Raw genomic sequence first — 26,457 nt, forward strand, 5'->3', positions numbered from 1 at the left:
TGCAGATACCCACCAGGGCGTGCGTGGGGCTAGCCCATGCGCGCCGGCGCCAGGCGTGGCTGCTGGTGGCGCCCGCACTGCTCGCGCTGGCGGCGATCGCCGGCTGGCCGCTGCTGCGCACCGCATGGTTCAGCCTGACCGACGCGCAGCTGTCAGACTTGTCGCAGCGCCATTTCGTCGGCCTCGACAACTATCTCGGCGCGGCGGGCGTACTGCGCGACCCGGCCTGGTGGCAGGCCGTCGGCAATACCGTGCTGTTCGCCGTTGTGTCGGTGGTGCTCGAGACGGGCGCGGGCCTAGGCGTCGCGCTGCTGCTCGACGTGCCGTCGCGGCTGCGTACGCTGCTGCGCGCGGCGGTGCTCGTGCCGTGGGCGATCCCGACCGTCGTGTCGGCGAAGATCTGGAGCTGGATGCTCAACGACCAGTTCGGGATCGTCAACGCGATGCTGATGTCGATCGGCGCGATTCATGAACCGCTCGCGTTCACCGCCGATGCGCGCCTCGTATTCCCGACCATCGTGCTCGTCGACGTGTGGAAGACCACGCCGTTCATGGCGCTGCTGATGCTCGCCGCGCTGCAGACCGTGCCGCGCGATTGCTACGAGGCCGCGCGCGTCGACGGCGTGCCGCGCTGGCGCGTGTTCCGTTCGGTGACGCTGCCGCTGATCCTGCCCGGCGTGCTGGTCGCGATGATCTTCCGCTCGCTCGACGCGTTGCGCGTGTTCGACCTGATCTACGTGATGACGTCGAACAGCCGGATTACGAAAAGCATGTCGGTGTATGTGCGCGAACAACTGATCGATTTCCAGCAGGTCGGGTTCGGGTCGGCGTCGGCGATGCTGCTGTTCGCCACGATCGTGCTGTTCACCATCGGCTACATGGCGGTCAGCCGCCGCCGGATGCAGGAGGCGTGACGTGAAGAAAAATCCGCTCGACATCGCGATTCACGGGCTGCTGTCGGCACTCGTGCTGGTGATCGCGCTGTTCCCGTTCGTCTACATGATCGGCACGTCGATCAAGCACGGCGACGCGTTGTTCGATACGTCGCTGTTCCCGGCGAGCCCGTCGCTCGACAACTATCGACAGCTGTTCCGCGGCCAGCCGTTCGGCGCGTACCTGCTGAATTCGGCGCTCGTTGCGGGCGGGGCGGTCGCGCTGTCGCTCGCCGTGTCGGTGCTCGCCGCGTATGCGCTCGGCCGCGTGTCGTTCCGCGGGCGCGGGGTGCTGATGATGTGCATTCTCGGCGTGTCGATGTTTCCGCAGGTCGCGATCCTGTCGGGCCTGTTCGAGCTGGTCCGCGCGCTCGGCCTGTACGACCACCTCGGTGCGCTCGTGCTGTCCGACCTGATCTTCACGCTGCCGTTCACGATCTGGATTCTCGTCACGTTCATGCGCGAGTTGCCGCGCGAGCTGGAGGAGGCGGCGCTCGTCGACGGCGTCGGCGTGTTCACGCTGATCTTCCGGATCTTCCTGCCGCTGCTGCGGCCGGCGCTGGCCGCGACGTCGCTGCTCGCGTTCGTGTCTGCATGGAACGAGTTCCTGTTCGCGCTGACCTTCATGATCTCGTCGGGCCAGCGCACGGTACCCGTCGCGATCACGATGATCTCGGGTGCGAGCAGTTACGAGCTGCCATGGGGAACCATCATGGCCGCGTCGGTCATCGTCACGGTGCCGCTCGTGCTGCTGGTGCTGGTGTTTCAGCGGCATATCGTCTCCGGCCTGACTGCCGGCGCGGTCAAGGGTTGACGCGTTTCGATCCGATCAGGATCAAGAGGAAAAACATGAGTCAGATCAAGTTGAGCGGTCTCCACAAGCAGTTCGGCACGGCCCCCATCCTCAGCGACGTGAATCTCGCGGTCGAGCCGGGCGAGTTCTGCGTATTCATCGGCCCGTCGGGCTGCGGCAAGTCGACGCTGCTGCGGATCGTCGCCGGCCTGGAGGAACAGAGCGCGGGCGACGTGTGGATCGACGGTCGCTGCGTCAACACGTTCGCGCCCGCGCAGCGCGACATCGCGATGGTGTTCCAGAGCTATGCGCTCTATCCGCACATGTCCGTCTACGAAAACATGGCGTTCGGCCTGCGGCATCTGCGCTTGCCGAAGGACGAGATCGACCGGCGGGTGCGGCTCGCTTCCGAATCGCTGCGCCTCGGCGAGCTGCTCGAACGCAAGCCCGGCGCATTGTCGGGCGGCCAGCGGCAGCGCGTCGCGATCGGCCGCGCGATCGTCCGCAAGCCGAAAGTATTCCTGTTCGACGAACCGCTGTCGAACCTCGATGCGGCACTGCGCGTGAAGACGCGCGTCGAGATTGCGAAGCTGCATCGCAGCCTCGACAGCACCAGCATGATCTACGTGACGCACGACCAGGTCGAGGCGATGACGCTCGCCGACAAGATCGTGCTGCTGCGGCCGCTCGAAGGGCGCAGCGGGATCGCCAGCATCGCGCAGATCGGCACGCCGCTCGATCTGTATCACCGCCCGGCGAGCCAGTTCGTCGCCGGTTTCATCGGCTCGCCCGCGATGAACTTCCTGCCGGCAAGCGTCGCGGCGGCCGGCAGCGGCGAGGTTCGCGCGCTGGCACGCGGCCAGCCGCTGAGCGCAGACGTGTCCGGCGACGGCCTCGAGACGGGCGCCGGCGTGACGCTCGGCATCCGCCCCGAGCACGTGCGGGTCGGCACCGGCGCCGTGACGGGCGAAGTCGCGCACGTCGAGCAGATGGGCGAACACACCTATCTGTATCTCGACACGCCGCTGTGCGGCCAGCCGATCGTGGCAAAGACCGATGCGGGCGGCGCGCGGATCGGCGAGCGGCTGCGCATCGATTTGCCGGCCGGCGCGCTGCATCTGTTTCATCCGGACGGGCGCGCGGCGGTACGCATGACGCGCGAGCCTGCCGCACCGGCGCTCGCGATCGCCTGAGCGGCGCGCGACGCCCGGAGAATCCAGCCACAGGTTTCAGGCGGTCACGGCGCATGGCCGCTGTCGAATTGGCGCCAAATCATCGATAAAGGATAGTCATGCTAAACAATAAACTTTCAGTGATCGTGTGGAACGAGTTCGAGCACGAGCGGGAAAACGCAGGCGTGCGCGCGATCTACCCGGACGGCCTGCACCAGGTGATCGCCGGCGCGCTCGCCGAGACGCCGGCGCTCTGCCACGGCGCGTTGCCGCTCGAGATCGGCACCGCGACGCTCGACCAGCCCGAGCACGGCCTGAGCGAAGCGCGGCTCGCAGCGTGCGACGTGCTGATCTGGTGGGGGCACAAGGCTCACGCGAAGGTTTCCGACGAGATCGTCGAGCGCGTGCAGCGCCGCGTGCTCGAAGGGATGGGCCTGATCGTGCTGCATTCCGGGCACTTCTCGAAGATCTTCCGCCGCCTGCTCGGCACGAACTGTTCGCTGAAGTGGCGCGAGGCAGCCGAGAAGGAGCGGCTGTGGGTCGTCGAGCCGTCGCATCCGATCGCGGCAGGCCTCGGCGAGTATTTCGAGCTGCAGCACGAGGAAATGTACGGAGAACGTTTCGACATCCCGCAGCCGGACAGCACCGTGTTCATCTCGTGGTTCGAAGGCGGCGAAGTGTTCCGCTCGGGCTGCTGCTGGGAGCGCGGTCACGGCCGGATCTTCTATTTCCGCCCCGGGCACGAAGCCTACCCGACCTATCACGACCGCAATGTGCAGCGCGTGATCGCGAATGCGGTGCAGTGGGCTGCGCCGCGCGTGAACCTCGCCGACCGCTGCCCGAACTCGCCGCCGCTCGAAACGCTCAGCGAGAAGAGCGGGCAGTTCGCGCATGTCGGCATCCAGCAAACCGCGGGAGATCTCGCATGAACGACGACTACAAGGTGGAGCTGCCGGAGGCAGCGGCGATTGCGCGCGGCCGGCGGCTTCGCGCGGGCGTGATCGGGCTCGGGATCGGTCGCAAGCATATCGAAGGCTGGCGCGAGCATCCCGACGTCGACGTGGTCGCGATTGCCGACCCCGACGCGAAGCGGCTCGCGAAAGTCGGCGACGCGTTCGGCATCGACGCGCGCTACGCATCGGCCGATGCGATGCTGGAAGCGGAGAAACTGGATGTCGTCAGCGTTTGCACGCCGAACAAGTTCCATCGCGAGCTGACGCTCGCCGCGTTCGACGCCGGCTGCCACGTGCTGTGCGAAAAGCCGATGGCGCTGAACGCGGACGAGGGGCGCGAGATGCTGATCGCCGCGCAGCGCGCCGGCAAGCGGCTGATGATCAATTTCTCGTACCGCTTCAGCGCGCAGTCGCGTGCACTGAAGGCGCAGGTGGATAGCGGCCTGTTCGGCGATTTCTATTTCGGGCGTACGGTCTGGCATCGCCGGCGCGGGATGCCCGGCTTCGGCGGCTGGTTCGGCACGAAGGCGCTGGCGGGCGGCGGGCCGCTGATCGATCTCGGCGTGCATCGCCTCGACCTCGCGCTGTGGCTGATGGGCTATCCGAAGCCCGTGTGGGTGATGGGCAGCACCTACGATCCGATCGCGCGCGAGCTGGCGGCGCGCGCGGGCAAGACGTTCGACGTCGAGGATCTAGCGGCTGCGCTGATCCGCTTCGACAACGGCGCGACGCTCGCGCTCGAGGCATCGTGGGCAACCAACATCCAGGAAGCGGAACTGATGGAAACCCGCCTGCTCGGCACGCGTGCCGGGCTGCTGCAGAAGAACCTGAACGAGGGCTACACGTTCGACGCGCACGTGTTCATCGAGCAGAACGGCGCGCAGTTCGACATGCGCCTGAATCCGCCCGCGGAAGGCGCACATTCCGCGATGTACGACTACGCGGAAGCGATCCTGTGCGACGTCCCGCATCCCGCGCCCGGTGAGGAAGGGTTGATCGTGATGGAAATTCTCGATGCGATCTATGCGAGCGCGGCCGCGGGCGAGCCGATCCGCATTCACGCGCCGGGGCCGGCGGTAGTCGATGCGCCGCCCGTGCTGGACCTCGACGTCGCGGGCTGACCTCGCCGGCCGACTTCACGCGGGGCCGGCGCGGATCGTCCACCGCGCCGGCCCGTCGACGGCGAAACGGACGACGCAGCACACACACCTATTCGATGACGCCACGCATCGCACGCGGCGCACTGACAACGTTTGGAGACACGTTCATGATCGACGAAGCAGGCCGCGCCGCGCGCGTCCCGGCACGCACCACGCTCAGGCTCACGCGGCTCGCCGCCGCTTTCTCGCTGGCCGTCGCATCGGCCGCGCTGCACGCGGCGCCGGATCCGGCGACAACGGTCGCCGCGGACAGCGCGCCCGGCGGCCTCTCGGCGGCAACCGGCGTCGTGCCGGCCGACACGAGCCCCGCCAACGTGGCCACGCCGACGCCGTCGTCGGCCTGGAATCAGTTGACGCCATGGACGCAGTTCCACGGCTATCTGCGGGCCGGCATCGGCACGAGCGACAGTCATTCGCAGGCCTGCTTCCAGCTGCCGGGCGCGCAGAGCAAGTACCGGCTCGGCAACGAATGCCAGATCTACAGCGAGCTTGAGATCGACCAGACGCTGTACAAGTTCTCGAACGGCATGCAGCTGTCGGCGGTCGGCATGGCGAGCCTCGTCAACGATCTCGACCGGACGCCGACCTTCGACGGTAATCACGGACGCGTGCGCCTGCCGCAGTCGTACGTGCAGCTCACGAACTTTCCGGGGCTCGACGACATGCGCATCTGGTTCGGGCGTATCTACTACCGGCGCAACGACGTCCACATCAACGACTTCTATTACTGGAACCCGAGCGGCCTTGGCGCGGGCATCGAGAACATGCCGATCGGCGGCGGCCTGAAGCTCAGCTATGCGCTGTTCCGCGAGGACTACATCGACCAGCCCAACTACGCGACGCGCCACGACCTGCAACTGTCGGGCGTGCACCCGAACCCCGGCGGCGAACTGCAGTTCGGGCTGTCGTACATCCCGGCCCGCGCGCCGGTGCTGAACGCGAGCGGCGTGCTGCAGGATGCGCACAGCGGCTGGTCGTTCACGGTCCAGCACGTGCAGACCAACCTGCTCGGCGGCAAGAACAAGCTCGCGTTCCAGTACGGCGTCGGTCCGGGAACGGGCCTCGGCTATACGGGAACGCTGACCAACGACAACCGCTACAAGAGCCTGCGCGTGCTCGACGCGTTCGACTGGCAGGCGACGCGCGACTTCAGCGGACAGGTGGTCGGCATCTACCAGCGCGACATCGTGCCGTCGGGCGGGTCGCAGACCTGGGTATCGATGGGCGTGCGGCCGGTGTATGCGTTCACACAGCACATCAAGCTGCAGGGCGACCTCGGGCACGATCGCGTGACGCCGTCCGGCGGCCCGACGCGCACGCTGCTGAAGGCGAGCGTCGCGCTGACGCTCGCGATGGACCGCTCGTTCTGGTCGCGGCCCGAGTTTCGCGTGTTCTACACGTATGCACGCTGGAACAAGGCCGCTCAGGATGCGGCGGCGCCGGGCGATCCGTTGTCGACGACTGGCATCTTCGGCACGTCGCGTACGGGTTCGACGGTCGGCGCGCAGGTCGAATGGTGGTGGTGAGCGCGATGACGGAACGCTGTACGACGATATCGATGGGTGCCGATGCCGCACCGTTCTCGCGCATCGTGTTCGGGATGTGGCGGATCGGCGACCGGGCGTTGTCGGCCCGCGAGCGCCGTGCGCTGATCGAGGCGGCGCTGGAGCTCGGCGTGACGAGCTTCGACCATGCGGACATCTACGGCGACTACACGGCCGAGGGCCTGTTCGGCGACGTGCTGGCCGATGCGCCGCACCTGCGCGAGCGGATGCAGATCGTCACGAAGTGCGGGATCCGGCTCGTGTCCGCGCGCCGGCCCGCGCACGGGATCAAGCACTACGACACGCGGGCCGTGCATGTCGTCGCGTCGGTCGAGCAGTCGCTGCGAGCACTGCGTACCGACCGGCTCGACCTGCTGCTGCTGCATCGTCCCGATCCGCTGATGGATGCCGACGAAGTCGCCACGACCTTTGCCGCGCTCCGGCGTGACGGAAAGGTGAGGGCATTCGGGATATCGAACTTTACGCCGGCGCAGGCTGCGTTGCTGCAGGACCGGATGGCGGCGCACGGGATGTCGGTCGCGACGAACCAGGTCGAATGCTCGCTGCTGCATCTCGCGCCGCTCGACGACGGCACGTTCGACCAGGCGCAGCACTGGCGCTGTCCGCCGATGCTGTGGTCGCCGCTCGCGGGCGGACGCCTGTTGACGGAGGCGTCGCCCGCCGCGACGCGCGTGCGTGCGAGCGCGGCGCGGATCGGCGACGCGCTCGGCGTGTCCGCGACGACGGTGTTGTTCGCGTGGCTGCTCGCACTGCCGTGCCGGCCGCTGCCGATCGTCGGGTCGAGCCGGATCGCGGCGCTGCGCGAAGCGGTCGACGCGACCCGCATCACGCTCGCGCGCGAGCACTGGTTCGAACTGCTGGCCGCGGCGCGCGGCGTGGACGTGCCATGACCGATGCGATCGACACGCGATGTGACAATCCGGGAGATACGATGAGCGAAGCGACCCTGAACGGTCATCCGGTCGCGGCGTGCGGCGTGCGCGCCGGCGAACCCCGCTTGCTGGCGGACATCGGCGGCACGCATGCGCGCTTCGCGCTGGAGACCGCACTCGGCGGGATCGGCGAAGTGCGCGTCTATCGATGCAGCGCCCATGGCGGCGTGGACGACGCGGTGCGTGCGTTCCTGCGCGACGCGGGCGGCGCGCGGGTGCGGGACGCGGCGATCGCGATCGCCAATCCCGTGGACGGCGATATCGTCAGCATGACCAATCATGACTGGCGTTTCTCGATCGACGCGACACGCCGCGCGCTCGGATTCGACACGCTGCACGTCTTCAACGACTTCGCGGCGCTGGCGATGGCTGTGCCGCATCTGTCCGTGGGGCAACGGCGGCAGGTCGGCGGCGGGCACGCGACGCCCGCGGGTACGATCGGTGTGCTCGGCGCCGGAACGGGGCTGGGCGTGTCGGCGCTCGTGCGCGCGGGCAACGCATGGGTGCCGTTGTCCGGCGAGGGCGGGCATGTGTCGTTCGCGCCCGCCGACGCACGCGAGACCGACGTGCTGCACTATGCGCGGGCGCGCTGGCCGCATGTATCGTTCGAGCGGCTGGTTGCGGGCCCCGGCATCGCGGTGATTCACGCGGCGCTCGCCGCGCGCGACGGCTGCGACGGACCTGAGGCCGACGCGGCCGATACGGCCGCCATCATCGATCGTGCGCTCGCCGGCGACGCACGCTGCGTGGCGACCCTCGACTGCTTCTGCGGCATGCTCGGTACGTTCGCCGGCAATCTGGCGCTGACTCTCGGCGCGACCGGCGGCATTCATATCGGCGGGGGCGTCGTGCCGCGCCTCGGCGCATTGTTCGATGCGTCGCCGTTTCGTGCCCGCTTCGAGGCCAAGGGCCGCTTTGCCGGCTATCTAGCGAGGATTCCGACCTTCGTGATCACCGCGCCGCATCCGGCCTTCGTCGGCGTGTCGCGCTTGCTCGCCCGCGCGTTGGGCGAGGCAAGTGCGTCGGCGACTGCCGGTAGCAGCCGTCACGGCTGATGATGCCGGTGCGGGCGGTTGGGCCGCCGCAGCGGCGGATGATGGAATTTGGCCCTCAGCCGGTCGCGCCCCGGACGCTTGACGAAGAACAGCGCGACGAGCGCGACAAACGCCAGCAGCACGACGACTTCCACGATTCCGTTTTCCATGGTGCCTCCCGGTCGCGGGCGGACGATCCTTCGCCGGTGTTCGGCGATCAGGCGCATGCCGGCGGCCGCACGCGACGACGCTTCCATGTCTCATTGTAGGCCGGCGGGCGCCGGCTTGACGCGTGCGGATGCGTCGCCCACACTGGCCGACACGAGAGCCGCGCGGTTGACCCTGTCCGCCGCGCGGCCGCGCTTTCCGTGAACCGCGACGAGGTGCGATGTGGTGCGCTTTTCTGTCGGCCTGTCCGGCTGGATGCTGGCATGCGCTGCCGCGTTCGGCGCATCGAGCGCCGTCGGTGCGACGCCGGGCGCGGGCCCGGCGGCGGACGGCGCGAACGACGTTGCCGACAAAGCGCCCGTGACGCTCGTCAGCGATGTCCACGAATTCGTGATCCGGCACGACGGTTCGCTCGACGAGCACGACGATTCGACGCTGCGCGCGAACAACGCGAACGGCATCGACGCGGTTGCGCAGCGCTACGTGTGGTTCGACAAGAATCTCGAGCAGGTCGATCTGCTCGCGGCCGAGACGATCGACCGCGACGGCGTCGCGCATCCGGTCGGCGCGGACGGCATCCGCGACGTGCAGGAGCCGCGCTCGGCCGGCGCGCCGACATTCCAGGACGGGTTGTTGCGCACCGTCGTGTTTCCCGGCGTCGAAGCCGGGTCGAGCACGCGCGTGGCGTTCCGCAAGACGCGCACGAAGCCCGTCAATCGCGGCTACTTCGGCTACTACGTCGAGCCGTCGCGCGAGCCCGTCGACAATCAGCGGCTGATCTTCGACGTGCCGGCCGACATGCCGCTGTACGCGGACGCGCGCGGCTACGTCGCGCTGCCGCCGGTCACGGCGAACGGCCGCACGCGCTACGAATTCGACTACCGGCACGGCCCGTACGACCGCATCGAGAACGGCGCGGTCGGCTACCCGACCTATGGTGACCGGCTCGTCGTGTCGACGCTGCCCGACTATGCGGCGTTCGCCGCGCGCTACCGCGACGCTGCCGCCGACCCGAGCGTGGACGATCCGGCCGTCGTGCAACTGGCGCGCGCGCTCACCGCGGATGCCGCCGATCCGCGCGACAAGGCGCGCATCCTGTACGACTGGGTGCAGGCGAACGTGCGCTACGTCGCGCTGTTTCTGGGCGAAACGGCCGCCGCGCCGCATCGCGTGACCGACATCCTGAGCAACCGCTACGGCGACTGCAAGGACCATGTCGCGCTGTTCGGCGCGCTGCTCGCGGCGGTCGGCATCCGCAGCGAACCGGTGCTGATCAATCTCGGTTCGGTGTACACGCTGCCGTCCGTGCCCGGTTACGGCGGCGGCGCGATCAATCACGCGATCACGTGGCTGCCCGATCTCGCGCTTTACGCCGATACGACGACGGCCGGCATCGCGTTCGGCTACTTGCCGCCGATCGTGATGGATCGCCCCGCGCTGCTGGTCGACACGGGCGTGCTGTCGCGCACGCCGGCCACGCAGCCGCGCCGCCGCATCGCGCGGCTCGCGATCGAAGCCGCGCAGCCCGGTGCCGCGCGGTTTCATGCGTACATCGAGGACGACGGCTGGACGGCCGAACTCGAACGCAACCTGTTTCGCCGCGCGACGCACGACCGCATCGAGCAGCTCGCGACCGAACGCCTGCGGCAAAGCGGCTTGCGCGGCCGCGCGCAACTGTCGACCAGCGACCGGCGCGTGACCGACGGGCCGTTCGACGTGACGGTGTCGGGCACGCTCGATCATTTCGTATGGCCCGACGGCACGACCGCATTGCCCGCGCTGTCGAGCCTCACGGGCGGCATCGCGACGCAGGTCGAGAACTGGCTGACCGAACCCGTGCGCACGCAGCCGTGGGGCTGCATCGGCGGCACGTTCGACGAAACCGGCCAGATCGCGCTGCCGGCCGACATCGTCGTGACCGACCTGCCGGCCGATGCGTCCGTGCACGACCGCTTCGTGGACTTCACGTCGCATTACGTGTTCGACGCGGCCGCGCGTGTCGTGCAGGTCACGCGGCGGATGAAGGCGGAGTTCGGCCGGCAGGTGTGCACGCCCGACGAATTCACGGTGCTGCGCGCGTCGCTCGAACGCATCGAGCGCGATACGCAGGCGCAGATCGTCGTGCGCGCGAAAGGGCGTTGAACGAGCAGCGACAGTGAGCGCGTCGCCGCCATCGGCCGACGCGCAGGAGGGACATCATGACGGAACGGGACTACGAGATCGCCGATCTCTCGAAGGAATTGCTGGGCCGGATCGTGCAGGGCACCATCGCGAACGGTGCTGCCGTGGATGCAGAGCAGTGCGCGGAGCTTGCCGTGCAGTGCGCGACGGCGCTGGTCGACAAGCTTGGAGAGCGTAGCGGCTGAAAGTGGAAGGACGCCATGCGCGACGGCGGTGGCCCGAGCGATGCCGGCGAGCGTGCGACTTCGCAGCGAAGCGACGTGTAGCGGATTCGCCGGCGTTGCACGTCAAGCGTCAGGCATTACGCTTCGACACGCACGTCGCCGTCCGCACGCACGGCGCCCGGCGGCTTCCCGACCACGCGCTTGAACGCGCGGCTGAACGCGGCGAGCGAACCGTAGCCGAGCCGGTACGCGACGGCTTCGATCGTCTCGCGGTCGCGCGCGATCCACTGCGCGGCGAGCCGCATCCGCAGCTCGGTCAGGTAGCGCACGGGCGTCATCCCGGTCGCCGCGAGAAAGCGTTCGGCGAACACCGAGCGCGACACGCCCGCTTCGGCGGCCAGCTCAGCGACGCTCCAGTTGCGGCCCGGGTCGCGATGCAGCGCGACGATCGAGCGGCCGAGCTTCGGCTCGCGCAGCGCCTGCACCCAGCCCGACGCGTCCCCGCATCCGCACTCGACCCAGCCGCGCACGATGAATGCCGCGACCACGTCCGCGAGCCGCGCGAGGATGCCCGCGAAGCCCGCGCGCGCCGAACAGGATTCGCGCTCCATCGCGTCGAGCATCGGGCGGATTTCCGGGTAGCGCGCGAGCAGCGTGCCGACGTGCATGAACTCGGGCATCGTGCCGACCAGCGGCTGCATGCCGCCGAGATCGAGCTCCATGCATGCGCTGAAGATCAGCGCATCGCCGGCGCCCGGCTCGGTCGACGCGCAGGCCGCGGGCGACGTGCCGGCCGACGCCACCGACGCGACCGTATCGCAGATCTTCGCGACTTCGAAGCCGTTGATCTCGCGGCACGGTGCATCCGGATCGGACACCAGCGCATGCTTGCGGCCGTGCGGCAGCAGGATCGCGTCGCCGGCCTCGAGCCGCATCGTTGCGCCGGACGCATCGCGCAGCAGCACGGGCCCGCGCCCGACGAAATGGAACTGCGCGCGGCCCGGCGCCTGACCGAAATTCAGCCCGAACGGCCGCGCGACCTGGATGCGGCGGTACTGGACGCCGCTCAGCCGCATCCCCAGCAGCAGCTCGCTGACGAGGTCGTGCACGTCGGGGACGGGGGGAAGCAGCGGCTCGGACATGGCGAGATTCGGACGATCGATCAACAAGAACGGATTGTATGTCATAGACCGTCCTGCTGCCGGTCCTTACGATACGCCGTCATCAGTACTTTCCCTAGACGAAAACGGAACGCCACATGAATCCCGGAATTTCCTCGGCCGCCTCGACGGCAGCCACCCGCGAACCGGCCTGGGGCGCGGTATTCGCGATGACGCTCGGCGTCTTCGGGCTCGTCACGGCCGAATTCCTGCCCGCCAGCCTGCTCACGCCGATGGCCGACAGCCTCGGCGTGACCGAAGGCGTGGCCGGGCAGGCCGTCACGGCCACCGCGACGGTCGCGCTCGTCACGAGCCTGCTGATCTCCGCGTTGACGCGCACGATCGACCGGCGGCGCGTGCTGCTCGCGTTCTCGGTGCTGCTCGTCGCATCGAATCTGGCGGTCGCGTTCGCGCCCAACCTGACGACGCTGCTGATCGGCCGCGTCGTGCTCGGCGTCGCGCTCGGCGGCTTCTGGACGATGGCGACGGCCACCGCGATGCGGCTCGTGCCGACGGCGATGGTGCCGCGCGCGCTGTCGATCATCTTCAGCGGCGTGGCGGTCGCGACGATCGCGTCCGCGCCGATGGGCAGCTATTTCGGCCACCTGATCGGCTGGCGCAACGTGTTCCTGATCGCGGCCGGGCTCGGCGGCGTCGCGTTCGTGTCGCAGGTGATGACGCTGCCGTCGATGCCGCCGAGCGGCACGACGCGGCTGCGCACGCTGGTCGACGTGCTGCGCCGGCCGACCGTCGGCCTCGGGATGTTCGCGACGATCCTCGTGTTTACCGGGCATTTCGCGTTCTTCACGTATCTGCGGCCGTTCCTCGAGCAGGTCGCGGGCGTCGGCGTGAACGGGCTGTCGGCGATCCTGCTCGGCTACGGCATCGCCAACTTCGTCGGCACGTCGCTCGCGGGCCGCGTGCTCGAACACCGGCTGCGGCCGATGCTGATCGGGATGCCCGCGCTGATGGTCGTGCTCGGCATCGCGCTCGTCGCGCTCGGCCGCGCGCCGATGCTCGATGCGGTGCTCGTCGCGTTGTGGGGGATGGCGTTCGGCGGGGTGCCCGTCGCGTGGTCGACGTGGGTCACGCGCACCGTGCCTGACGAGGCCGAGAGCGCGGGCGGGCTGATCGTCGCGGCGATCCAGCTCGCGATCGCGACGGGCGCGGCGGCCGGCGGCGTCGTGTTCGATGCGAACGGCGCGGCCGGCGTGTTCGTCGGCGCGGCGGTCGTGCTGGCCGTCGCGGTCGCGACGATCGTGACGGGCGTGCCGAAGCGGGTGGGCGTGGCGGTGTCGTAACCGGCCGGGCGGCCTGCGCTTCGCGGGCTAGCCGGCGGATGTCCGCCCGTCAGGCGGCACCGGCGCTCCCGATGCGGTCGAGTTCTGCGAGCGCATCGTCCGGCAGATCGAGGTCGGCCGCCGCGAGATTCTCGCGCAGATGCGCGACCGACGAAGTGCCGGGAATCAGCAGAAGGTTCGGCGCGCGGCGCAGCAGCCACGCCAGCGCGACCTGCATCGGCGTCGCGCCGACGCGTGCGGCCACGCCGGACAGCGTCGACGACTGCAGCGGCGAGAAGCCGCCGAGCGGAAAGTACGGCACGTACGCGATGCCGTCGCGGGCCAGCGCGTCGATCAGCGCATCGTCGCCGCGATGTGCGATGTTGTAGTGGTTCTGCACGCAGACGATGTCGCAGATCCGCCGGCCTTGCGCGACCTGCGCGGGCGTGACGTTGCTCAGGCCGATATGGCGGACGAGCCCGCGCCGCTGCAGTTCGGCGAGCGCGCTCAGCGGCGCTTCGATCGATCCTTCGACCGGCCCGTGCGGGTCGAACATGATGCGGAGGTTGACGACGTCGAGCGCATCGAGGCCGAGGTTGCGCAGGTTGTCGTGCACGGCCCGTTCGAGTTCGTCGGGTGCGAACGCGGGCAGCCACGCTGCGTCGTCGCCGCGTCGCGCGCCGATCTTGGTGACGATCGCGAGATTGTCCGGATACGGATGCAATGCATCGCGGATCAGCCGGTTGGTGACGTGCGGGCCGTAGAAGTCGCTGGTGTCGATATGGTCGACGCCGGACGCGACGGCCTCGCGCAACACGTTCAATGCCGCGTCGCGGTCCTTCGGCGGGCCGAATACGCCGGGCCCCGCGAGCTGCATCGCGCCGTAGCCGATCCGTTTGACGTTGCGATCGGCGAGCCTGAAGGCGGTGGTGTGCGGAATGTCGGACATGACTGTGCTCCTGTGGATCTGTCGATGAATGCGCCCAGCATAGGCATTGGCCGCCTGCGCGATAAGCCGTCATAATCCGCACGGGTTGTACGAAAAGGCGAACAATGCAAACCGATCTGGGCGATCTGAATGCGTTCATGGCCGTGGCGCGCGCCGGCGGATTCCGCGACGCCGCACGCATGACGGGCCTCAGCGCGTCGGGGCTGAGCGAGGCCGTGCGCCGGCTGGAGGCGCAGCTTGGCGTGCGGCTGCTGCACCGCACGACGCGCAGCGTCGTGCCCACCGAAGCCGGCGAGCGCCTGCTCGCGCGTCTCGGGCCCGCGTTGACCGAAGTGGCGGCGGCGCTCGACGGTATCGGCGAATTCCGCGACAGACCGGCCGGCACGCTGAAGCTCAACGTGCCGCTCAGCGCGGCCCGGCTCGTGCTGCCCGCGATCGTGCCGCGTTTCCTCGATGCGTACCCGGACATCCGGCTGGAAGTGATCGCCGACGAAAATTTCGTCGACGTGCTGGCGGCCGGATGCGACGCGGGGATCCGCTACGACGAACGGCTCGAACAGGACATGATCGCGGTGCCGATCGGCCCGCGCATTCAGCGGTTTGCGACCGCGGCCGCCCCCGGCTATCTCGACCGTTACGGCCGGCCGCGGCATCCGCGCGAATTGCTCGACCATCGTTGCCTGCGCGGGCGCTTCGCGAGCGGCGCGATGCCGCCGTGGGAGTTCGAGCGCGACGGCGAAGTCGTGCGGGTCGAGCCGGCCCCCGGGCCGCTGCTGGTGCAGATCGGCGGCGCGACGGACCTGCTGGTCGATGCGGCGATCGCCGGCACGGGCATCGTGCATCTCTTCGAAGAGTGGCTGCGCCCGCAATTCGACAGCGGCGCACTCGAACGCGTGCTCGAACCGTGGTGGCGGCCGTTTTCGGGGCCCTTCCTCTACTACCCCGGGCGCCGTCTCGTGCCGCCGGCACTGCGCGCGTTCATCGATTTCATCAAGACATCCTGAGCGTTGCGGGCGGACGTGATGTCTGCCGGGCGACGAGCGCCGCCGGAATGGCGGCGCGATACCGGAAGCGAAGGGACGGTCGGGCCGTGCGCCAATTACATCGCATGTAATCGTTCGGCGCCCGGCCGTCCCGAGAATCCGCTAGCCGCCTTGCTTGACTATCGCCGCAAGCGCTTTCATCGCCTGCAGATACGGATACGGCCCGTGGCTGATACGGGCCACGCCGTATTCGGCGAGTTCGGCCAGCGTCGGCGTTTCCGCGACGCGCATCACGTTCACGGGCAGCGGCGATGCGGCCGTCAACTTGCGAATGAGCGCAGGCGACTGAAGGCCCGGCACGAAGAGACCGTCGGCGCCGGCAGCCGCATAAGCGCGTGCGCGTGCCAGCGTGGCGTCGAGCAGGCGTTCGTCGTGCGTGTCGGCAGGCGCCTTGAAGAACACGTCGGTGCGCGCATTGATGAAGTAGTCGGCGCCCGCGCGATCGGCCGCCTGCCGTGCCGCCGCGAGACGCGCTGCCGCTGCTTCGACGTCGCGCAATTCGCCTGTGGCCGGAAAACTGTCTTCGAGATTGCAGCCCACTGCGCCGGCCTCGATGCTGAGCGCGATCGTCTCGGCGACATCCTCGGGCCGCTCGCCGTAGCCGCTTTCGAGATCGACGGTGACGGGCAGGTCCGTCGCACGCGCGATCCGCGCAAGCACTTCCATCGCGCGCGCGCGCGGCATCTGCTCGCCATCGCCGAAACCATTGGCCGCGGCTACCGACCAGCTTCCGGTCGCCAGCGCGACGGCACCCGCGTCGGCCGCAGTGCGCGCGCTGCCGGCGTCCCACACGTTGAACAGCGCCAGCGGCTGGCCCGCGCGGTGAAGCGACCGGAAATACGCGCTTTTCTCATTGCTGCTCATGCTTGTCTCTCCTTGTGAAAACCGGATCGGTGGTCGTGCCGAACGATACTGCCACCGTATCGAGCGCCGCGAGGAAATCGCGCGCATCGAACAATTCGCCGAGGCTGCGCACGCCGCCTGAAACCGCGGCCTTGCCGGTCATCAGGCGCACGGCCGCCTCGACGATGATCGGCGCGCTGACCGCGTAGATGTCGCGTCCCGACGCCGTGACGCGATGCGTCGTGCCGTCCTGCACGACGATCGCGTCCATCGCGAACTGCTGCGCCGAGCGGCCCAGCGCATCGGTCGGCTCGGGCGGCGGCGTGGCGGCATCGCGCACGTCGCGCAGCGCGAGCGTCGCGAGCCACGACTCGATCGTATCGATGCGCAGATGACGCGATAGTGTCATCACTTCCGAAAACGGCAGCAGCGTCACGTCGACGCTGCCGATCGGCGGTGGGAACGGCCACACGCGTTCGCGTGCCGTCGACGGCACGGGCGTCGGTTTGCCATCCTTATGAATGAGCCGCACCGCGCGATTGCGTTCGCCCGTCACGCGCGTGCCGCGCGTCGGGTGCCAGTTGTCGAGGCCGGTCGCGATATCGACGCGATCGATCGGCTTGCGTTGGTCGACGACGGCCGTGACGAGCAGGTCCGCCAGGCCGCCGTAAAACGCCGCGGCGGGAACGACGGTCACGCCCGCGGCGCGCGCACGAGCATCGGCATGTTCGGCCAGCGCCAGCACCGACGGCTGTTCGGCCGTCAGGTCGAGATAGGGGATGCCGGCCCGCAACGCGGCATCGGCCAGCGGCAGCGCGGTATCGAGGTACGGGCCCGCGCAGTTGATCACGGCGTCCGCGCCGCGCAACGCGGCATCGAGCGCGGCCGGATCGTCGATCGCCGCGACGCGCGAAGGCGCGACGTCGCTTGTGCCGCTTTCCGCGAGCCGCGCGGCATCGCGGCCGATGCGGATCGCGCCAACGCCGCGCCGGGCCAGTTCGGCGACGACAAACCGCCCGGTGTGACCCGTGGCGCCATAGACCGCAACCGTCTTTCGATCGTCCATGATCAACTCCGCTACAGAACGGTCTGTTTTATAGTACAGACCTGTAGCGTCGTCAACCCCGCGGTGCTATGATCGGTCCACTGTTGCGGTACGGGCGGCCCTGGGCGGCCGAGCTTGGATGAAAAAGGGAATAGACACACAAGGCGGCGCGCTCGATACACGCGAGCGCATTCTGCAAACGGCCAGCGAGCTGTTCTACCGGGAAGGCACACGCGCGGTCGGCGTGGACCTGATCGTCGCGCAGGCGGGCGTCGCGAAGACGAGCCTCTATCGTCACTTCACGACGAAGGACGACCTGATCGAGGCGTTCCTGCTGCGCGAGGACGCGGACTTCTGGGCGCATTGGGATGCGGTGGCGCAGCAGTACAAGCGCACGCCGCGCGAGGAACTGGATGCGCAGCTTCAATGGATCGGCGAGCGCATTGCGCGCCCCGGCTATCGCGGCTGCCCGCAGATCAACATCGCCGCCGAATATGCGGACGACAACCATCCGGCCCGCAAGGTCGCCGTTGCGCACAAGCAGGAACTGCGGCGCCGGCTGACCGAGCTGGCGAGCGCGATGCGAGTCGACGAACCGGAAATTTTCGCGCTGCGGCTCGCGACCGTCATCGACGGCGCGCTGAGCAGCGGGCGTGCGCTGCACGAGCGCGGCCCCGTGCATTTCCTGCAGGAATTCGCGCAACTGCTGCTGCCGAAGAAGGGCAGGAAGTAACTCGGCACGCGTCGCGATCCGCGCGCCGGTTCAGCCGCGCGCAGCCGGATCTTCCGACAGCGCGCGCAACTGGCCGCGCAACAGATCGACTTCCCCTGGCGCGAAGTGCCGTTCGATATCGGCATGCGTCTGCTGCCACAGCGGAAACGCTTCGGCCAGCAGGTCGTGGCCGGCCGGCGTCAGTTCGAGCAGGCGGCTGCGCCCGTCGTCCGGATCCTGCGCGATCGTGACGAGCCCGCGCCGCTCGAGCGGCTTGAGCGCGGCGGTCAGCGTGGTGCGGTCCATCGCGAGCAGCGACGCGACCGATTTCATCGGGGCCGGCTGCGGCCGGTTCAGCGACATCAGCAGAGAAAACTGGCCGTTGGTCAGATCCAGCGGACGCAGCACATCGTCGAAGATGCGCGCAAGGTTGCGCGCCGCGCGCTGCATGTGCAGGCACAGGCAGCAATCGCGCACCATCAGCGTCGTTTCGAAAGGGAGCTTTTCTTTTCGTGCCATGTTGCAATTGTGTTGATATCAACCTATCTTGTCAAGGTCGAGGTGCGGCAGCCCGCCGCGCCCGTCACCGAAGGAGAAAGCATGAGTGCTCAACAGCAGTTGTATCTCGCCGTATTCCTCGGCAGCAAGGACAGCGCGCGGATGAAGGCGTGGGTCGCGCTTTCGGACCAGGAGCGGCGCGCGAAAGAGCAGGAAGGCATCGCCGCATGGAAGGCGTGGGTCGAACGCCATCGCGACGCGGTCGTCGAGCTGGGCGGGCCGCTCGGCAAGACCAAGACCGTCGACGCCGGCGGCGTGAAGGACACGGCCAACGGGATGGGCGCGTTTTCGGTCGTGCGTGCTGCTTCGCACGACGCGGCGGCAGCGATGTTCGAAGGCCATCCGCATTTCACGATTTTCCCGGGCGAGAAGATCGACGTGATGCCGGTGCTGCCGATTCCCGGCGCGTGAGCGATGCCGGTCGCAGCGTGTCGCGTTGCGTCGATGCGCCGTGGCCTGCATGCGGAGATTTCCCCGACATTCTGGATGGAGACATGCGATGAAGCTTTACGGATTTGCCGGCACCCGCTCGCAACGTGCGCTGTGGGGGCTGAAGGAACTGGATGCGGATTTCGAATTCGTGTCGGTCAACCTGCTCGCGGGCGAGCACAAGCGGCCCGAATTCCTGCGCATCAATCCGGCCGGCAAGGTGCCCGTGCTGGTGGACGGCGACCGCGTGATTCCCGAGTCGGCCGCGATCGTGGTGTATCTCGCGGACAAGTACCCGGAGAAGGCGCTGCTGCCGATCGATCCGGCGCTGCGCGCCCAGGCCTATCGGTGGGTCATGTTCGCGGTGACGGAGCTCGAGCAGCCGCTGTGGCGGATCACGCGGCACACGTTCCTCTATCCGCCGGAGAAGCGGTCGCCGGCGGACATCGAACTGGCGCGCGAGGATTTCGCGACGATGGCCGCGATTCTCGACAAGCATCTCGAAGGGCGCGAGTTCATCGTCGGCGACACGCTGACGGTGGCCGATTGCGTGACGGCCTACCTGATCGACTGGGCCAGCGAATGCAACCTGATCGAACCGTTTCCGCAACTGCGGGCGTATCTCGACCGGCTGTATGCGCGGCCGAAGGCGCCGCAGCGGATCGCGGAGGCGCGCAAGGCGGCGTGAAACGGTGGTCGGTCATGCCAAACCGCGTGATCGACCACGAACAATGTTTCAAACCGTTGCCGTTCGCTGGACTCGAATGCAGCCATCCGTTATCCCTTCAGCTTCCGAGAAAAAAGACGGTTGCTGAGGGAAAAGCATGGCTCAAGAACGAGGAATACACGGTGCGTTCGCGCAGTGGATCACCGGTCGTCAGTCGTATTTCCTGGAGGTGCCGGGCGCGCCTCGCGCACAGGATCTGTCGATCATGTCGTTCGTGCTCGACGAGCAATTCGGCGAGCCCTACAGAATCGAACTGACGCTGACGAGCCCGGATTCGCTCGTGCGCGCCGACTATCTCAATCGCCCCGCGACCTTCACAATCGAGCCGGCGGGAATCGGCGCCGGCACCGTCCGCACCTTCGCCGGCTGTATCACTGCATTCGGACAAGTACGCAAGACGCGCGATTTTGTGTCGTATCGCATCGTCGTCGAACCGTTCGTCGCGCGCCTGCGTTTGACCGAGGCGTCGCGCATTTATCAGCAGCAGTCCGTGCCGGAGATCGTCGAGTCGATCCTGAGGCGGCACGAATTCCGCTCCCACCAGTTTTCGTTCAAGCTGCGGCGCGCCTATCCACGTCTCGCATTCCGCATGCAGTACCGGATGTCCGACTGGGACTACATCCGGCTGCTGATGGAGCAGGCGGGCCTGTTCTGCTTCTTCCGCGCGGGGCAGCATGGCGACGAACTGCATTTCGGCGATGACGTCGATGCCTATACGTATCGTCCGGATGTCGTTATTCCGTACCGCGAGGCGAGCGGTCTCGAAACGGGCCACGAGGCCGTGCTATCGCTCGAGTCGCTGAGCGAAACCATTCCGCAGTCGATCAAGGTCGCCGATTACAACCCCGAAAAGGCCTACGACCGCTTCAATGCCGAAGCGAATATCGCTCGTGACGATCCCACCACGTGGGGGCTGCGTTACGTGTTCGGCACGCATCATCTGGACGGCGACGAAGCCCGATACGAAGCGCAACTGCGTCACGAGGCTGCGGTTGCCTGGCAGGTCGTGTATTCCGGGAAGAGTTCGGTGGTGGATTTCGCGCCGGCGCTCGTCGTGAAGCTCGACGAGCGGCCGGCCGATGCGCCGCACGGGATCGTCATCGTTTCCGTGCGTCATGCAGGCGGACGCGATGCGTCGTACATCAATACGTTCAAGGCGATTCCCTGCGGCCGGCCATTCCGCCTGAAGTTCGACGAGCGACGGTGGCCGACGATTGCAGGCACGCTGTCGGCGCGCGTCACGACGCCCGATGCATTGCCGTATGATCGTGCGTCACGATGCGAACGCGCGGCCGTCCGACTGGATCGCCGGACGCGAACTCCGGTACGACGCGGCGGGGCAGCTCACGCGCATCGAGGATCGTACGCGCGGGGCGACGGACTACACATACGATCCGACGGGCCGCTTGCTGAAGGCGACGACGCCGGACCTGAAGGAAGTGTTCGCGTTCGATCCGGCGGGCAATCCGGTGGATCCGGAGAAGATCCCGCCGCGCCCGAGCGAGGAAACGCTCGAGGCGCTGACGGCGCGGGTGCCGCGGGTCATCGCGGAGGATCGCGCGTGGTCGGAAGCGCACCCGGGCGAGCGGATGACGCCGGCGCAGCTCGAGCGGCGCAAGCGGTTGTCGGACGAACTGGGGGCGCTGATCAACTGGACGCGGGCGCTGCCGAAGTGCGTGGGGAACGTGCTGACGGAACTGAATCGCACGCGCTACGCGTATCACGCACACGGGAACCTGGTACGGAAGGTGGAGCGGGTCGGGGCGACGTGGCTGTACAAATACGACGCGGCGCACCGGCTCGACCGGGCCGATCGTTATGCGAAGCCGCCGGCGGCGGATGAGATCGATCGGATCGAGACGACGCAGGGTCGAGCGGTTTCCGTTTCGGGGACAGTGCGGCCGGAGTTGCGCGTGAGCTTCGCGTACGACGCGTTCGGCCGTCGGACGCTGAAAGAGGTGGAGCAGCGGGACGGCAGCATCGACCGGACGGTGTTCACGTGGGACGGCGATGTGCTGCTGCTGGAGGAGCGGTTCCATATCCCGCCGCCGCAGCCGGGCGAGCGCGAGCCGGTGATGCATCGTCCGACGAATGTGGTGCGGGAGGATCCGGCGGATGCGTATTCGTTGCCGGTGGCGCAGCGGATGCATACGTTCGGGGAGCGGCCTCAGTGGCGAGGGGCGTCGATTTACCTGCATGAACCGGGGACGTTCGTGCCGCTGGCGCGGCTGGACGAGACGCTGGTGGAGGCGGCATTCATTGCGACGGGCACGGACGGGCGGTTCGTGCAGGTGCCGGCGAAGACACGGCATGCGACGCTGTTTTACCAGAACGATCATCTGGGGACGCCGCAGGAACTGGTGGATGACACGGGGAAGGTGGTGTGGCTGGGGCGGTATCGGGCGTGGGGCGGGGAGAAGAGGGTCTGGCGGGAGACGCCGGAGCGGAATGAGGCGACGAATCCGATTCGGTTTCCGGGGCAGTATTGTGATGAAGAGACGGGGCTGCATTACAACCGGCATCGGTACTACGATCCCAGTTCGGGGCGGTTCATCTCGAAAGATCGGCGGTCTCAAGAATCAAGTGCAACGTTTAGCCAACCCGGTGGCAGCTAATTCCATCGCCATGGCCTCTTCGGGGGTTTTCCAGTTGAGGGTTTGACGAGGGCGTCCGTTCATCAGCTTGGCAATATCGTTCAACTGCATCTGGGTCACGCCTGACAGGTCCATTCCTTTGGGTAGAAACTGGCGCAGCAGGCCGTTGGTATTTTCGTTGCTGCCTCGTTGCCAAGGCGCGTAGGGATCCGCGAACCAGATATCCAGATTCAATCGTTCAGCCAGCTCGACATGACAGGTCATTTCCGATCCGCGATCGTAGGTCAGGCTTTCCCGCAGAAAGGCAGGCAGCTTCTTCATCTGGCGCGTGAAGCCTTCCAGTGCATCCTCGGCCGTGCAGCCATCCATGCGGCACAGCACCACGAAGCGCGTCTTGCGCTCGACCAGTGTGCCGACGCAGGAACGATTGAAGGCCCCCTTGATGAGATCGCCTTCCCAATGACCGGGCCATTGGCGCGTTTCGATTGCCTCGGGCCGATGGACGATGCGAAGTTCTTCCGGCACAAAGCTCTTGCGGGCCAGCGTCTTGCGTGCGTTGCCACGCACCGGTTTCTCCTGACGCAGGGCCTCAATCATGGCCTGCTTCAAGCCGCCGCGGGGATGGGTATAAATCGCCGCGTAGATCGTTTCGTGGCTGACGCGTTGCTCGGGGTTGTCTGGATGCATCTCGCGAAGTCTCGCAGCAATTTGCTGCGGCGACCAGCACCGATAAACCAGATCGTGATGCACCCGCCAGTACAGCGTGCTTCCTGCTGCCAGTTTCGCCTGACGCCGACTTCGCTCGCGGCGCGTCCGATAGGCTCTGGCCGCGCTTGTGGCGTCATAGCAGCGAGGCGCTTCCGTACGATTGCGCGCCAGTTCTCGTGTGATCGTCGACGCGCTGCGGCCAAGCAGCCTTGCAATCGCTCTGACGCTCGTGTTCCGGGCCTTCTCGATCATGATCACCGCGCGCTCTTCGGCGCTCAGATGCTTGTAATTCGTCATCGCAACACCCTATCTCATCAAAGGTGTTGCACTTGAAGCTAGAGTCTAAGGCGGATCGCGCATGCGATCACGACACTTCGATAGGCCCGCCGAGCGTGCGACACAGCATCGACAGGTCGCGGAGGGTGAGGTGCGGCGTCGCGGCATGCTGCGGATCGCGTTCCACTTCCGGCTGATGGTCACGCACCACCCATGCCGCCTGAAGCCCCGCGTTCAATGCACCGACGATATCGAGATGAAAGTCGTCCCCGACATGCAGCAATTCCGCCGGACGCACGTCGAGAGCCTCCGCCGCCGCATGGAATATTTCGGGTTCCGGTTTCGCGATCCCGAACGCACGCGCGCTGAGCGTTTCCCGAAAGAATTCGCCGCCGCCGGTCAGCCGGAGATCCGCGTTGCCGTTGGTCACCGCGATCAACGGAAACCGCGCGCTCAGCCAGGCCAGCGCCGGCAACGCGTCTTCGTAGAACTCGACCCGATTGCGCGCGGCATAGAAGACTTCGTACGCACGGTCGGTCAGCGTGACATCTTCGTTCGCGCGTTCCAGCGCAAGCCGGATCGAACCGAGTCTCAACACACGATAGTCGTTGACGAGGTCCGGACACAAACGTTCGTATTCCTCACGTAGCTCGCTCAGCGTTTGTTGCGTGGGCAGCACGCTTGCGGTATTGGGCGCGTGTTCGATCAACCACGCGCGAAGCGCCGCTTCGGCGCGTTCGACGGACGGCCCGAACGGCCACAGGGTGTCGTCCAGGTCGAACGAGAGGGCGGATACCTTGGCGAGACGCATGGCGGTTGAAGCGGGGGAGGTCATTTACCACGGCCACGGAACGGAGATTCCGGTTCCGTTCTCGACGGCCTGCTCATACAGGAAACGCGCGACAGTCAGATCCTGGAGCGCGAGCCCGGTCATGTCGAATACGGTGACGTCGCCCGGCGATCGGTCGATCGACGCCGTTCCGGCGAGCAGGTAGCCGATTTCGGTGCGCGGCAGATCCGGCGCCCACTGACACTCGCCGATGCTACGCGCCTGATCGTGGTCGTCGACGAAAATGCGCGCGCGTTCCAGCACGCCGGCCGGAAGTTCGCGCTTGCCTGTCGTGTCGGCGCCCACGCAAGTCAGATGGGTACCCGGCTGAACCGCGTCCGCATCGAACAACGCGCCACCGCCGGGCGTTGCCGTGATGACCACGTCGCTGCTGGCCACCGCGTCGTTCCGGTCGCGAGCGACGCGGATCGCGCATCGTTCGCGGAATGCCGATTCGAACACCGGGTCCGGCTCGCCGCTGACGTTCACGTACTGCACCGTGCAACGTTGCGGCAGCAGCCTGAGCGCGTATTCGAGCTGGACGCGCGCCTGCACGCCCGTGCCGAACACGCAGATCCGCGTGCTGTCGCGGCGGGCCAGCAGTTGCAGCCCGAGGCCGCCTGCGGCACCGGTCCGCGCGGTGGTGATCGCGTTGCCGTCCATGATGCAGAGCGGGCGGCCCGTGGCCGGATCGAACAGCGCGACGGTTGCCTGATGCGGCTCGCCGCCGCGGGCCCGGTTGCCGGGCCAGAATCCGGCCGCCTTGAACCCGAGCAGATCCTGGCTCGCGACGTCGCCCGACTTGATGCCGAATACGCCGCCGGTGTGCAGCTTCTCGCGGACCACCGGAAACACGCGTCCGGCCCTTTGGCTATGCAGCACAAAGGCTTCCCGCACCGCAGCCATCACTTGCTCGGCCTGAAGGGCGGGTTCGACGGCATCGCGGTCGAGAAGAAGGAGTCGGGCGTCTGTCGGCATGTCGGGTCAGGCTTTCCGCCGCAAGGCGAATCGGGAAGATTTAAAGTGTGTCTAGGTTTAGACAAATAGTCAATTCCCGGGCAGGATGGCTTGGATGCAGGACGTCGCTCACCATCCGTAGAAGCGCGGCCACGCGTGTGCGATGCCGTCTTCGCCGATGGCCTGATACTCGGGATGTTGCGCGCCGGTGGCGCACGCATGGTTCGGCAGGATGCGCAGGCGCGTTCCGATCGGAAGCCGCTGCGCGATGTCCGTGTCGGGCGAGCCCGCGCGCGACACAATACCGTGCTCCTGGTTCGCTGCGCTCACGACGTAGTCGCCGAGCACTTCGCCGTCTTCGGTGCAGACCTGCCCGTAGCCGAAATCGCGGGCCTGGCGCTGCGTGCCGCGGTCGCGGCTCATCGCCATCCAGCCCGCGTCGACGATCGCCCAGCCTTTCTCGTCCTGATGCCCGATGACGGTGGTCAGCACCGACAACGCGATGTCGGACAGTTCGCACACGCCGATGTTGTGCATGACGAGGTCGAACAGCACATACACGCCGGCGCGAACCTCGGTGACACCGTCGAGGTTTTCCGCCGACAGCGCAGTCGGCGTCGAACCGATACTGACGACCGGGCAGGGCAACCCGGCGCCCCTGAGGCGCTCCGCGGCTCGCACGGTGCGGCTGCGCTCCTGTTCGGCGATCGCCACCAGCGCGTCCCGCGTGTTGTAGTCGTAGCTGGAGCCGGCGTGAGCGAGCACCCCGCCCAGCATCATCCCGCCGTCGACCAGTGCGCGGCCCACGTCGATCAGCAGATCGCCTTCGGGCGGGACGCCCGAGCGATGGCCGTCGACGTCGACCTCGATCCAGACTTCGAAGCGCTCGCCGTGCTCGCGCCCGAATTCGGCGATCGCGTGCGCGGCCTGCAGGCTGTCGGCGACGATCTTCAGGTCGCAGCCTTGCCGGCGCAGCGCAAGCGCCTGGCCCAGTTTGGCGGGCACCATGCCGACCGCATAGACGATGTCCCGGACGCCGCTCGCGAAGAACTGCTCGGCTTCCTTGAGCGTCGACACCGTGATGCCCTGCGCGCCCGCCGCGATTTGCGCGTCGACGACTTGCCGGCATTTGGTGGTCTTGACGTGCGGCCGGAACCTGACGCCGAGTGCGTCCAGATGTGCCTGCATGCGGTCGATGTTGCGACGCATGCGGCCGACATCGATCAATGCGGCCGGGGTGTTGAGGGTTTGAATGTCCACGATGCGTTGCCTCGGAGTGTTGCCGACGCGAAC

At 67.5% G+C, this 26,457-nt stretch carries 25 protein-coding genes and 2 pseudogenes; 17 read left to right on the forward strand and 10 right to left on the reverse strand.

Annotation, left to right across the window (positions count from 1 at the left end; translation table 11 throughout):
- The first annotated feature begins 23 nt into the window (after positions 1-23).
- The 8 genes and pseudogenes from DM992_RS28435 to DM992_RS28470 form a co-directional block, all read left to right on the forward strand.
- Complete coding sequence (locus DM992_RS28435) at positions 24-914, forward strand: sugar ABC transporter permease (protein ID WP_239511373.1); 891 nt, start codon at positions 24-26, stop codon at positions 912-914.
- 1 nt (position 915) lies between these two features.
- Positions 916-1,746, forward strand: coding sequence for a carbohydrate ABC transporter permease (locus DM992_RS28440; RefSeq protein WP_111019585.1), 831 nt, complete (start codon positions 916-918; stop codon positions 1,744-1,746).
- Positions 1,747-1,781: 35 nt separating this feature from the next.
- Positions 1,782-2,918: a sn-glycerol-3-phosphate ABC transporter ATP-binding protein UgpC gene (gene ugpC / locus DM992_RS28445; protein WP_111020446.1), complete on the forward strand. Its 1,137-nt coding sequence runs from the start codon at positions 1,782-1,784 to the stop codon at positions 2,916-2,918.
- Positions 2,919-3,016: 98 nt separating this feature from the next.
- Positions 3,017-3,826: a ThuA domain-containing protein gene (locus tag DM992_RS28450; protein ID WP_111019586.1), complete on the forward strand. Its 810-nt coding sequence runs from the start codon at positions 3,017-3,019 to the stop codon at positions 3,824-3,826.
- A complete protein-coding gene (locus DM992_RS28455; protein WP_111019587.1) occupies positions 3,823-4,971 on the forward strand; it encodes a Gfo/Idh/MocA family oxidoreductase in 1,149 nt (382 codons plus the stop codon). Before DM992_RS28450 ends, DM992_RS28455 begins: the two co-directional genes overlap by 4 nt.
- Positions 4,972-5,117: 146 nt before the next feature.
- Positions 5,118-6,536, forward strand: coding sequence for a carbohydrate porin (locus tag DM992_RS28460; protein WP_111020447.1), 1,419 nt, complete (start codon positions 5,118-5,120; stop codon positions 6,534-6,536).
- Positions 6,537-6,541: 5 nt separating this feature from the next.
- Positions 6,542-7,465: an aldo/keto reductase gene (locus tag DM992_RS28465; protein WP_239511374.1), complete on the forward strand. Its 924-nt coding sequence runs from the start codon at positions 6,542-6,544 to the stop codon at positions 7,463-7,465.
- Positions 7,466-7,506: 41 nt separating this feature from the next.
- Positions 7,507-8,505 (forward strand): annotated as a pseudogene (locus DM992_RS28470) (glucokinase); the annotation flags it as partial.
- A 47-nt stretch (positions 8,506-8,552) separates the two neighbouring features.
- On the opposite strand, the gene DM992_RS28475 reads toward DM992_RS28470, so the two are convergent.
- Positions 8,553-8,798, reverse strand: coding sequence for a hypothetical protein (locus DM992_RS28475; RefSeq protein WP_111019589.1), 246 nt, complete (start codon positions 8,796-8,798; stop codon positions 8,553-8,555).
- 133 nt (positions 8,799-8,931) lie between these two features.
- Between DM992_RS28475 and DM992_RS28480 the strand changes: the two genes are divergently transcribed.
- The gene (locus tag DM992_RS28480) at positions 8,932-10,851 is read left to right on the forward strand and encodes a DUF3857 and transglutaminase domain-containing protein (RefSeq protein WP_111019590.1); all 1,920 of its coding nucleotides are present in this window, start codon (positions 8,932-8,934) and stop codon (positions 10,849-10,851) included.
- Positions 10,852-10,907: 56 nt separating this feature from the next.
- Positions 10,908-11,075, forward strand: coding sequence for a hypothetical protein (locus DM992_RS42400; RefSeq protein WP_204356137.1), 168 nt, complete (start codon positions 10,908-10,910; stop codon positions 11,073-11,075).
- Between the two features lie 116 nt (positions 11,076-11,191).
- Here the strand turns inward: DM992_RS42400 and DM992_RS28485 are convergent, their stop codons facing one another.
- Positions 11,192-12,241: an AraC family transcriptional regulator gene (locus DM992_RS28485; RefSeq protein WP_111019591.1), complete on the reverse strand. Its 1,050-nt coding sequence runs from the start codon at positions 12,239-12,241 to the stop codon at positions 11,192-11,194.
- A 71-nt stretch (positions 12,242-12,312) separates the two neighbouring features.
- Between DM992_RS28485 and DM992_RS28490 the strand changes: the two genes are divergently transcribed.
- Positions 12,313-13,515, forward strand: coding sequence for an MFS transporter (locus DM992_RS28490; RefSeq protein WP_111019592.1), 1,203 nt, complete (start codon positions 12,313-12,315; stop codon positions 13,513-13,515).
- Between the two features lie 49 nt (positions 13,516-13,564).
- Here the strand turns inward: DM992_RS28490 and DM992_RS28495 are convergent, their stop codons facing one another.
- A complete protein-coding gene (locus DM992_RS28495; protein WP_111019593.1) occupies positions 13,565-14,443 on the reverse strand; it encodes an aldo/keto reductase family oxidoreductase in 879 nt (292 codons plus the stop codon).
- Between the two features lie 104 nt (positions 14,444-14,547).
- Here DM992_RS28495 and DM992_RS28500 point away from each other — a divergent pair, with 104 nt between their 5' ends.
- A complete protein-coding gene (locus DM992_RS28500; protein ID WP_111019594.1) occupies positions 14,548-15,447 on the forward strand; it encodes a LysR family transcriptional regulator in 900 nt (299 codons plus the stop codon).
- Positions 15,448-15,588: 141 nt separating this feature from the next.
- Here DM992_RS28500 and DM992_RS28505 read toward each other — a convergent pair whose 3' ends face one another.
- Complete coding sequence (locus tag DM992_RS28505) at positions 15,589-16,350, reverse strand: isocitrate lyase/phosphoenolpyruvate mutase family protein (protein WP_111019595.1); 762 nt, start codon at positions 16,348-16,350, stop codon at positions 15,589-15,591.
- Positions 16,337-17,395 (reverse strand): saccharopine dehydrogenase NADP-binding domain-containing protein, encoded by a 1,059-nt coding sequence (locus DM992_RS28510; protein ID WP_111019596.1) that lies wholly within the window; start codon positions 17,393-17,395, stop codon positions 16,337-16,339. Before DM992_RS28510 ends, DM992_RS28505 begins: the two co-directional genes overlap by 14 nt.
- Before the next feature lie 118 nt (positions 17,396-17,513).
- Between DM992_RS28510 and DM992_RS28515 the strand changes: the two genes are divergently transcribed.
- Positions 17,514-18,107 carry a TetR/AcrR family transcriptional regulator gene (locus tag DM992_RS28515; protein WP_111019597.1) on the forward strand — a complete coding sequence of 198 codons (594 nt, stop codon included), beginning with the start codon at positions 17,514-17,516 and terminating at the stop codon, positions 18,105-18,107.
- Positions 18,108-18,137: 30 nt separating this feature from the next.
- On the opposite strand, the gene DM992_RS28520 is transcribed toward DM992_RS28515, so the two are convergent.
- A complete protein-coding gene (locus DM992_RS28520; protein WP_105389733.1) occupies positions 18,138-18,605 on the reverse strand; it encodes a MarR family transcriptional regulator in 468 nt (155 codons plus the stop codon).
- An 81-nt stretch (positions 18,606-18,686) separates the two neighbouring features.
- Here DM992_RS28520 and DM992_RS28525 point away from each other — a divergent pair, with 81 nt between their 5' ends.
- The 4 genes and pseudogenes from DM992_RS28525 (at position 18,687) to DM992_RS28540 (ending at position 22,415) form a co-directional block, all read left to right on the forward strand.
- Complete coding sequence (locus DM992_RS28525; RefSeq protein ID WP_111020449.1) at positions 18,687-19,055, forward strand: hypothetical protein; 369 nt, start codon at positions 18,687-18,689, stop codon at positions 19,053-19,055.
- 88 nt (positions 19,056-19,143) lie between these two features.
- Positions 19,144-19,761: a glutathione S-transferase family protein gene (locus tag DM992_RS28530; RefSeq protein ID WP_111019598.1), complete on the forward strand. Its 618-nt coding sequence runs from the start codon at positions 19,144-19,146 to the stop codon at positions 19,759-19,761.
- Between the two features lie 244 nt (positions 19,762-20,005).
- Positions 20,006-21,010, forward strand: a pseudogene (locus DM992_RS28535) (phage late control D family protein); the annotation flags it as partial.
- A 52-nt stretch (positions 21,011-21,062) separates the two neighbouring features.
- A complete protein-coding gene (locus tag DM992_RS28540) occupies positions 21,063-22,415 on the forward strand; it encodes an RHS repeat-associated core domain-containing protein (RefSeq protein ID WP_239511375.1) in 1,353 nt (450 codons plus the stop codon).
- Here the strand turns inward: DM992_RS28540 and DM992_RS28545 are convergent.
- The 4 genes from DM992_RS28545 to DM992_RS28560 form a co-directional block, all read right to left on the reverse strand.
- Positions 22,380-23,399: an IS30 family transposase gene (locus tag DM992_RS28545; protein ID WP_080484403.1), complete on the reverse strand. Its 1,020-nt coding sequence runs from the start codon at positions 23,397-23,399 to the stop codon at positions 22,380-22,382. The genes DM992_RS28540 and DM992_RS28545 overlap by 36 nt on opposite strands.
- A gap of 67 nt (positions 23,400-23,466) precedes the next feature.
- A complete protein-coding gene (locus DM992_RS28550; protein ID WP_111019600.1) occupies positions 23,467-24,189 on the reverse strand; it encodes an HAD-IA family hydrolase in 723 nt (240 codons plus the stop codon).
- Between the two features lie 24 nt (positions 24,190-24,213).
- Positions 24,214-25,185, reverse strand: a complete 972-nt coding sequence (locus DM992_RS28555) for an ornithine cyclodeaminase family protein (RefSeq protein WP_111019601.1) — start codon at positions 25,183-25,185, stop codon at positions 24,214-24,216.
- Positions 25,186-25,293: 108 nt separating this feature from the next.
- A complete protein-coding gene (locus DM992_RS28560; protein ID WP_111019602.1) occupies positions 25,294-26,424 on the reverse strand; it encodes a DSD1 family PLP-dependent enzyme in 1,131 nt (376 codons plus the stop codon).
- Positions 26,425-26,457 lie beyond the last annotated feature (33 nt).

The sequence above is a fragment of the Burkholderia sp. JP2-270 genome (genome assembly GCF_003233675.1).
Taxonomy (GTDB): domain Bacteria; phylum Pseudomonadota; class Gammaproteobacteria; order Burkholderiales; family Burkholderiaceae; genus Burkholderia; species Burkholderia pyrrocinia_C.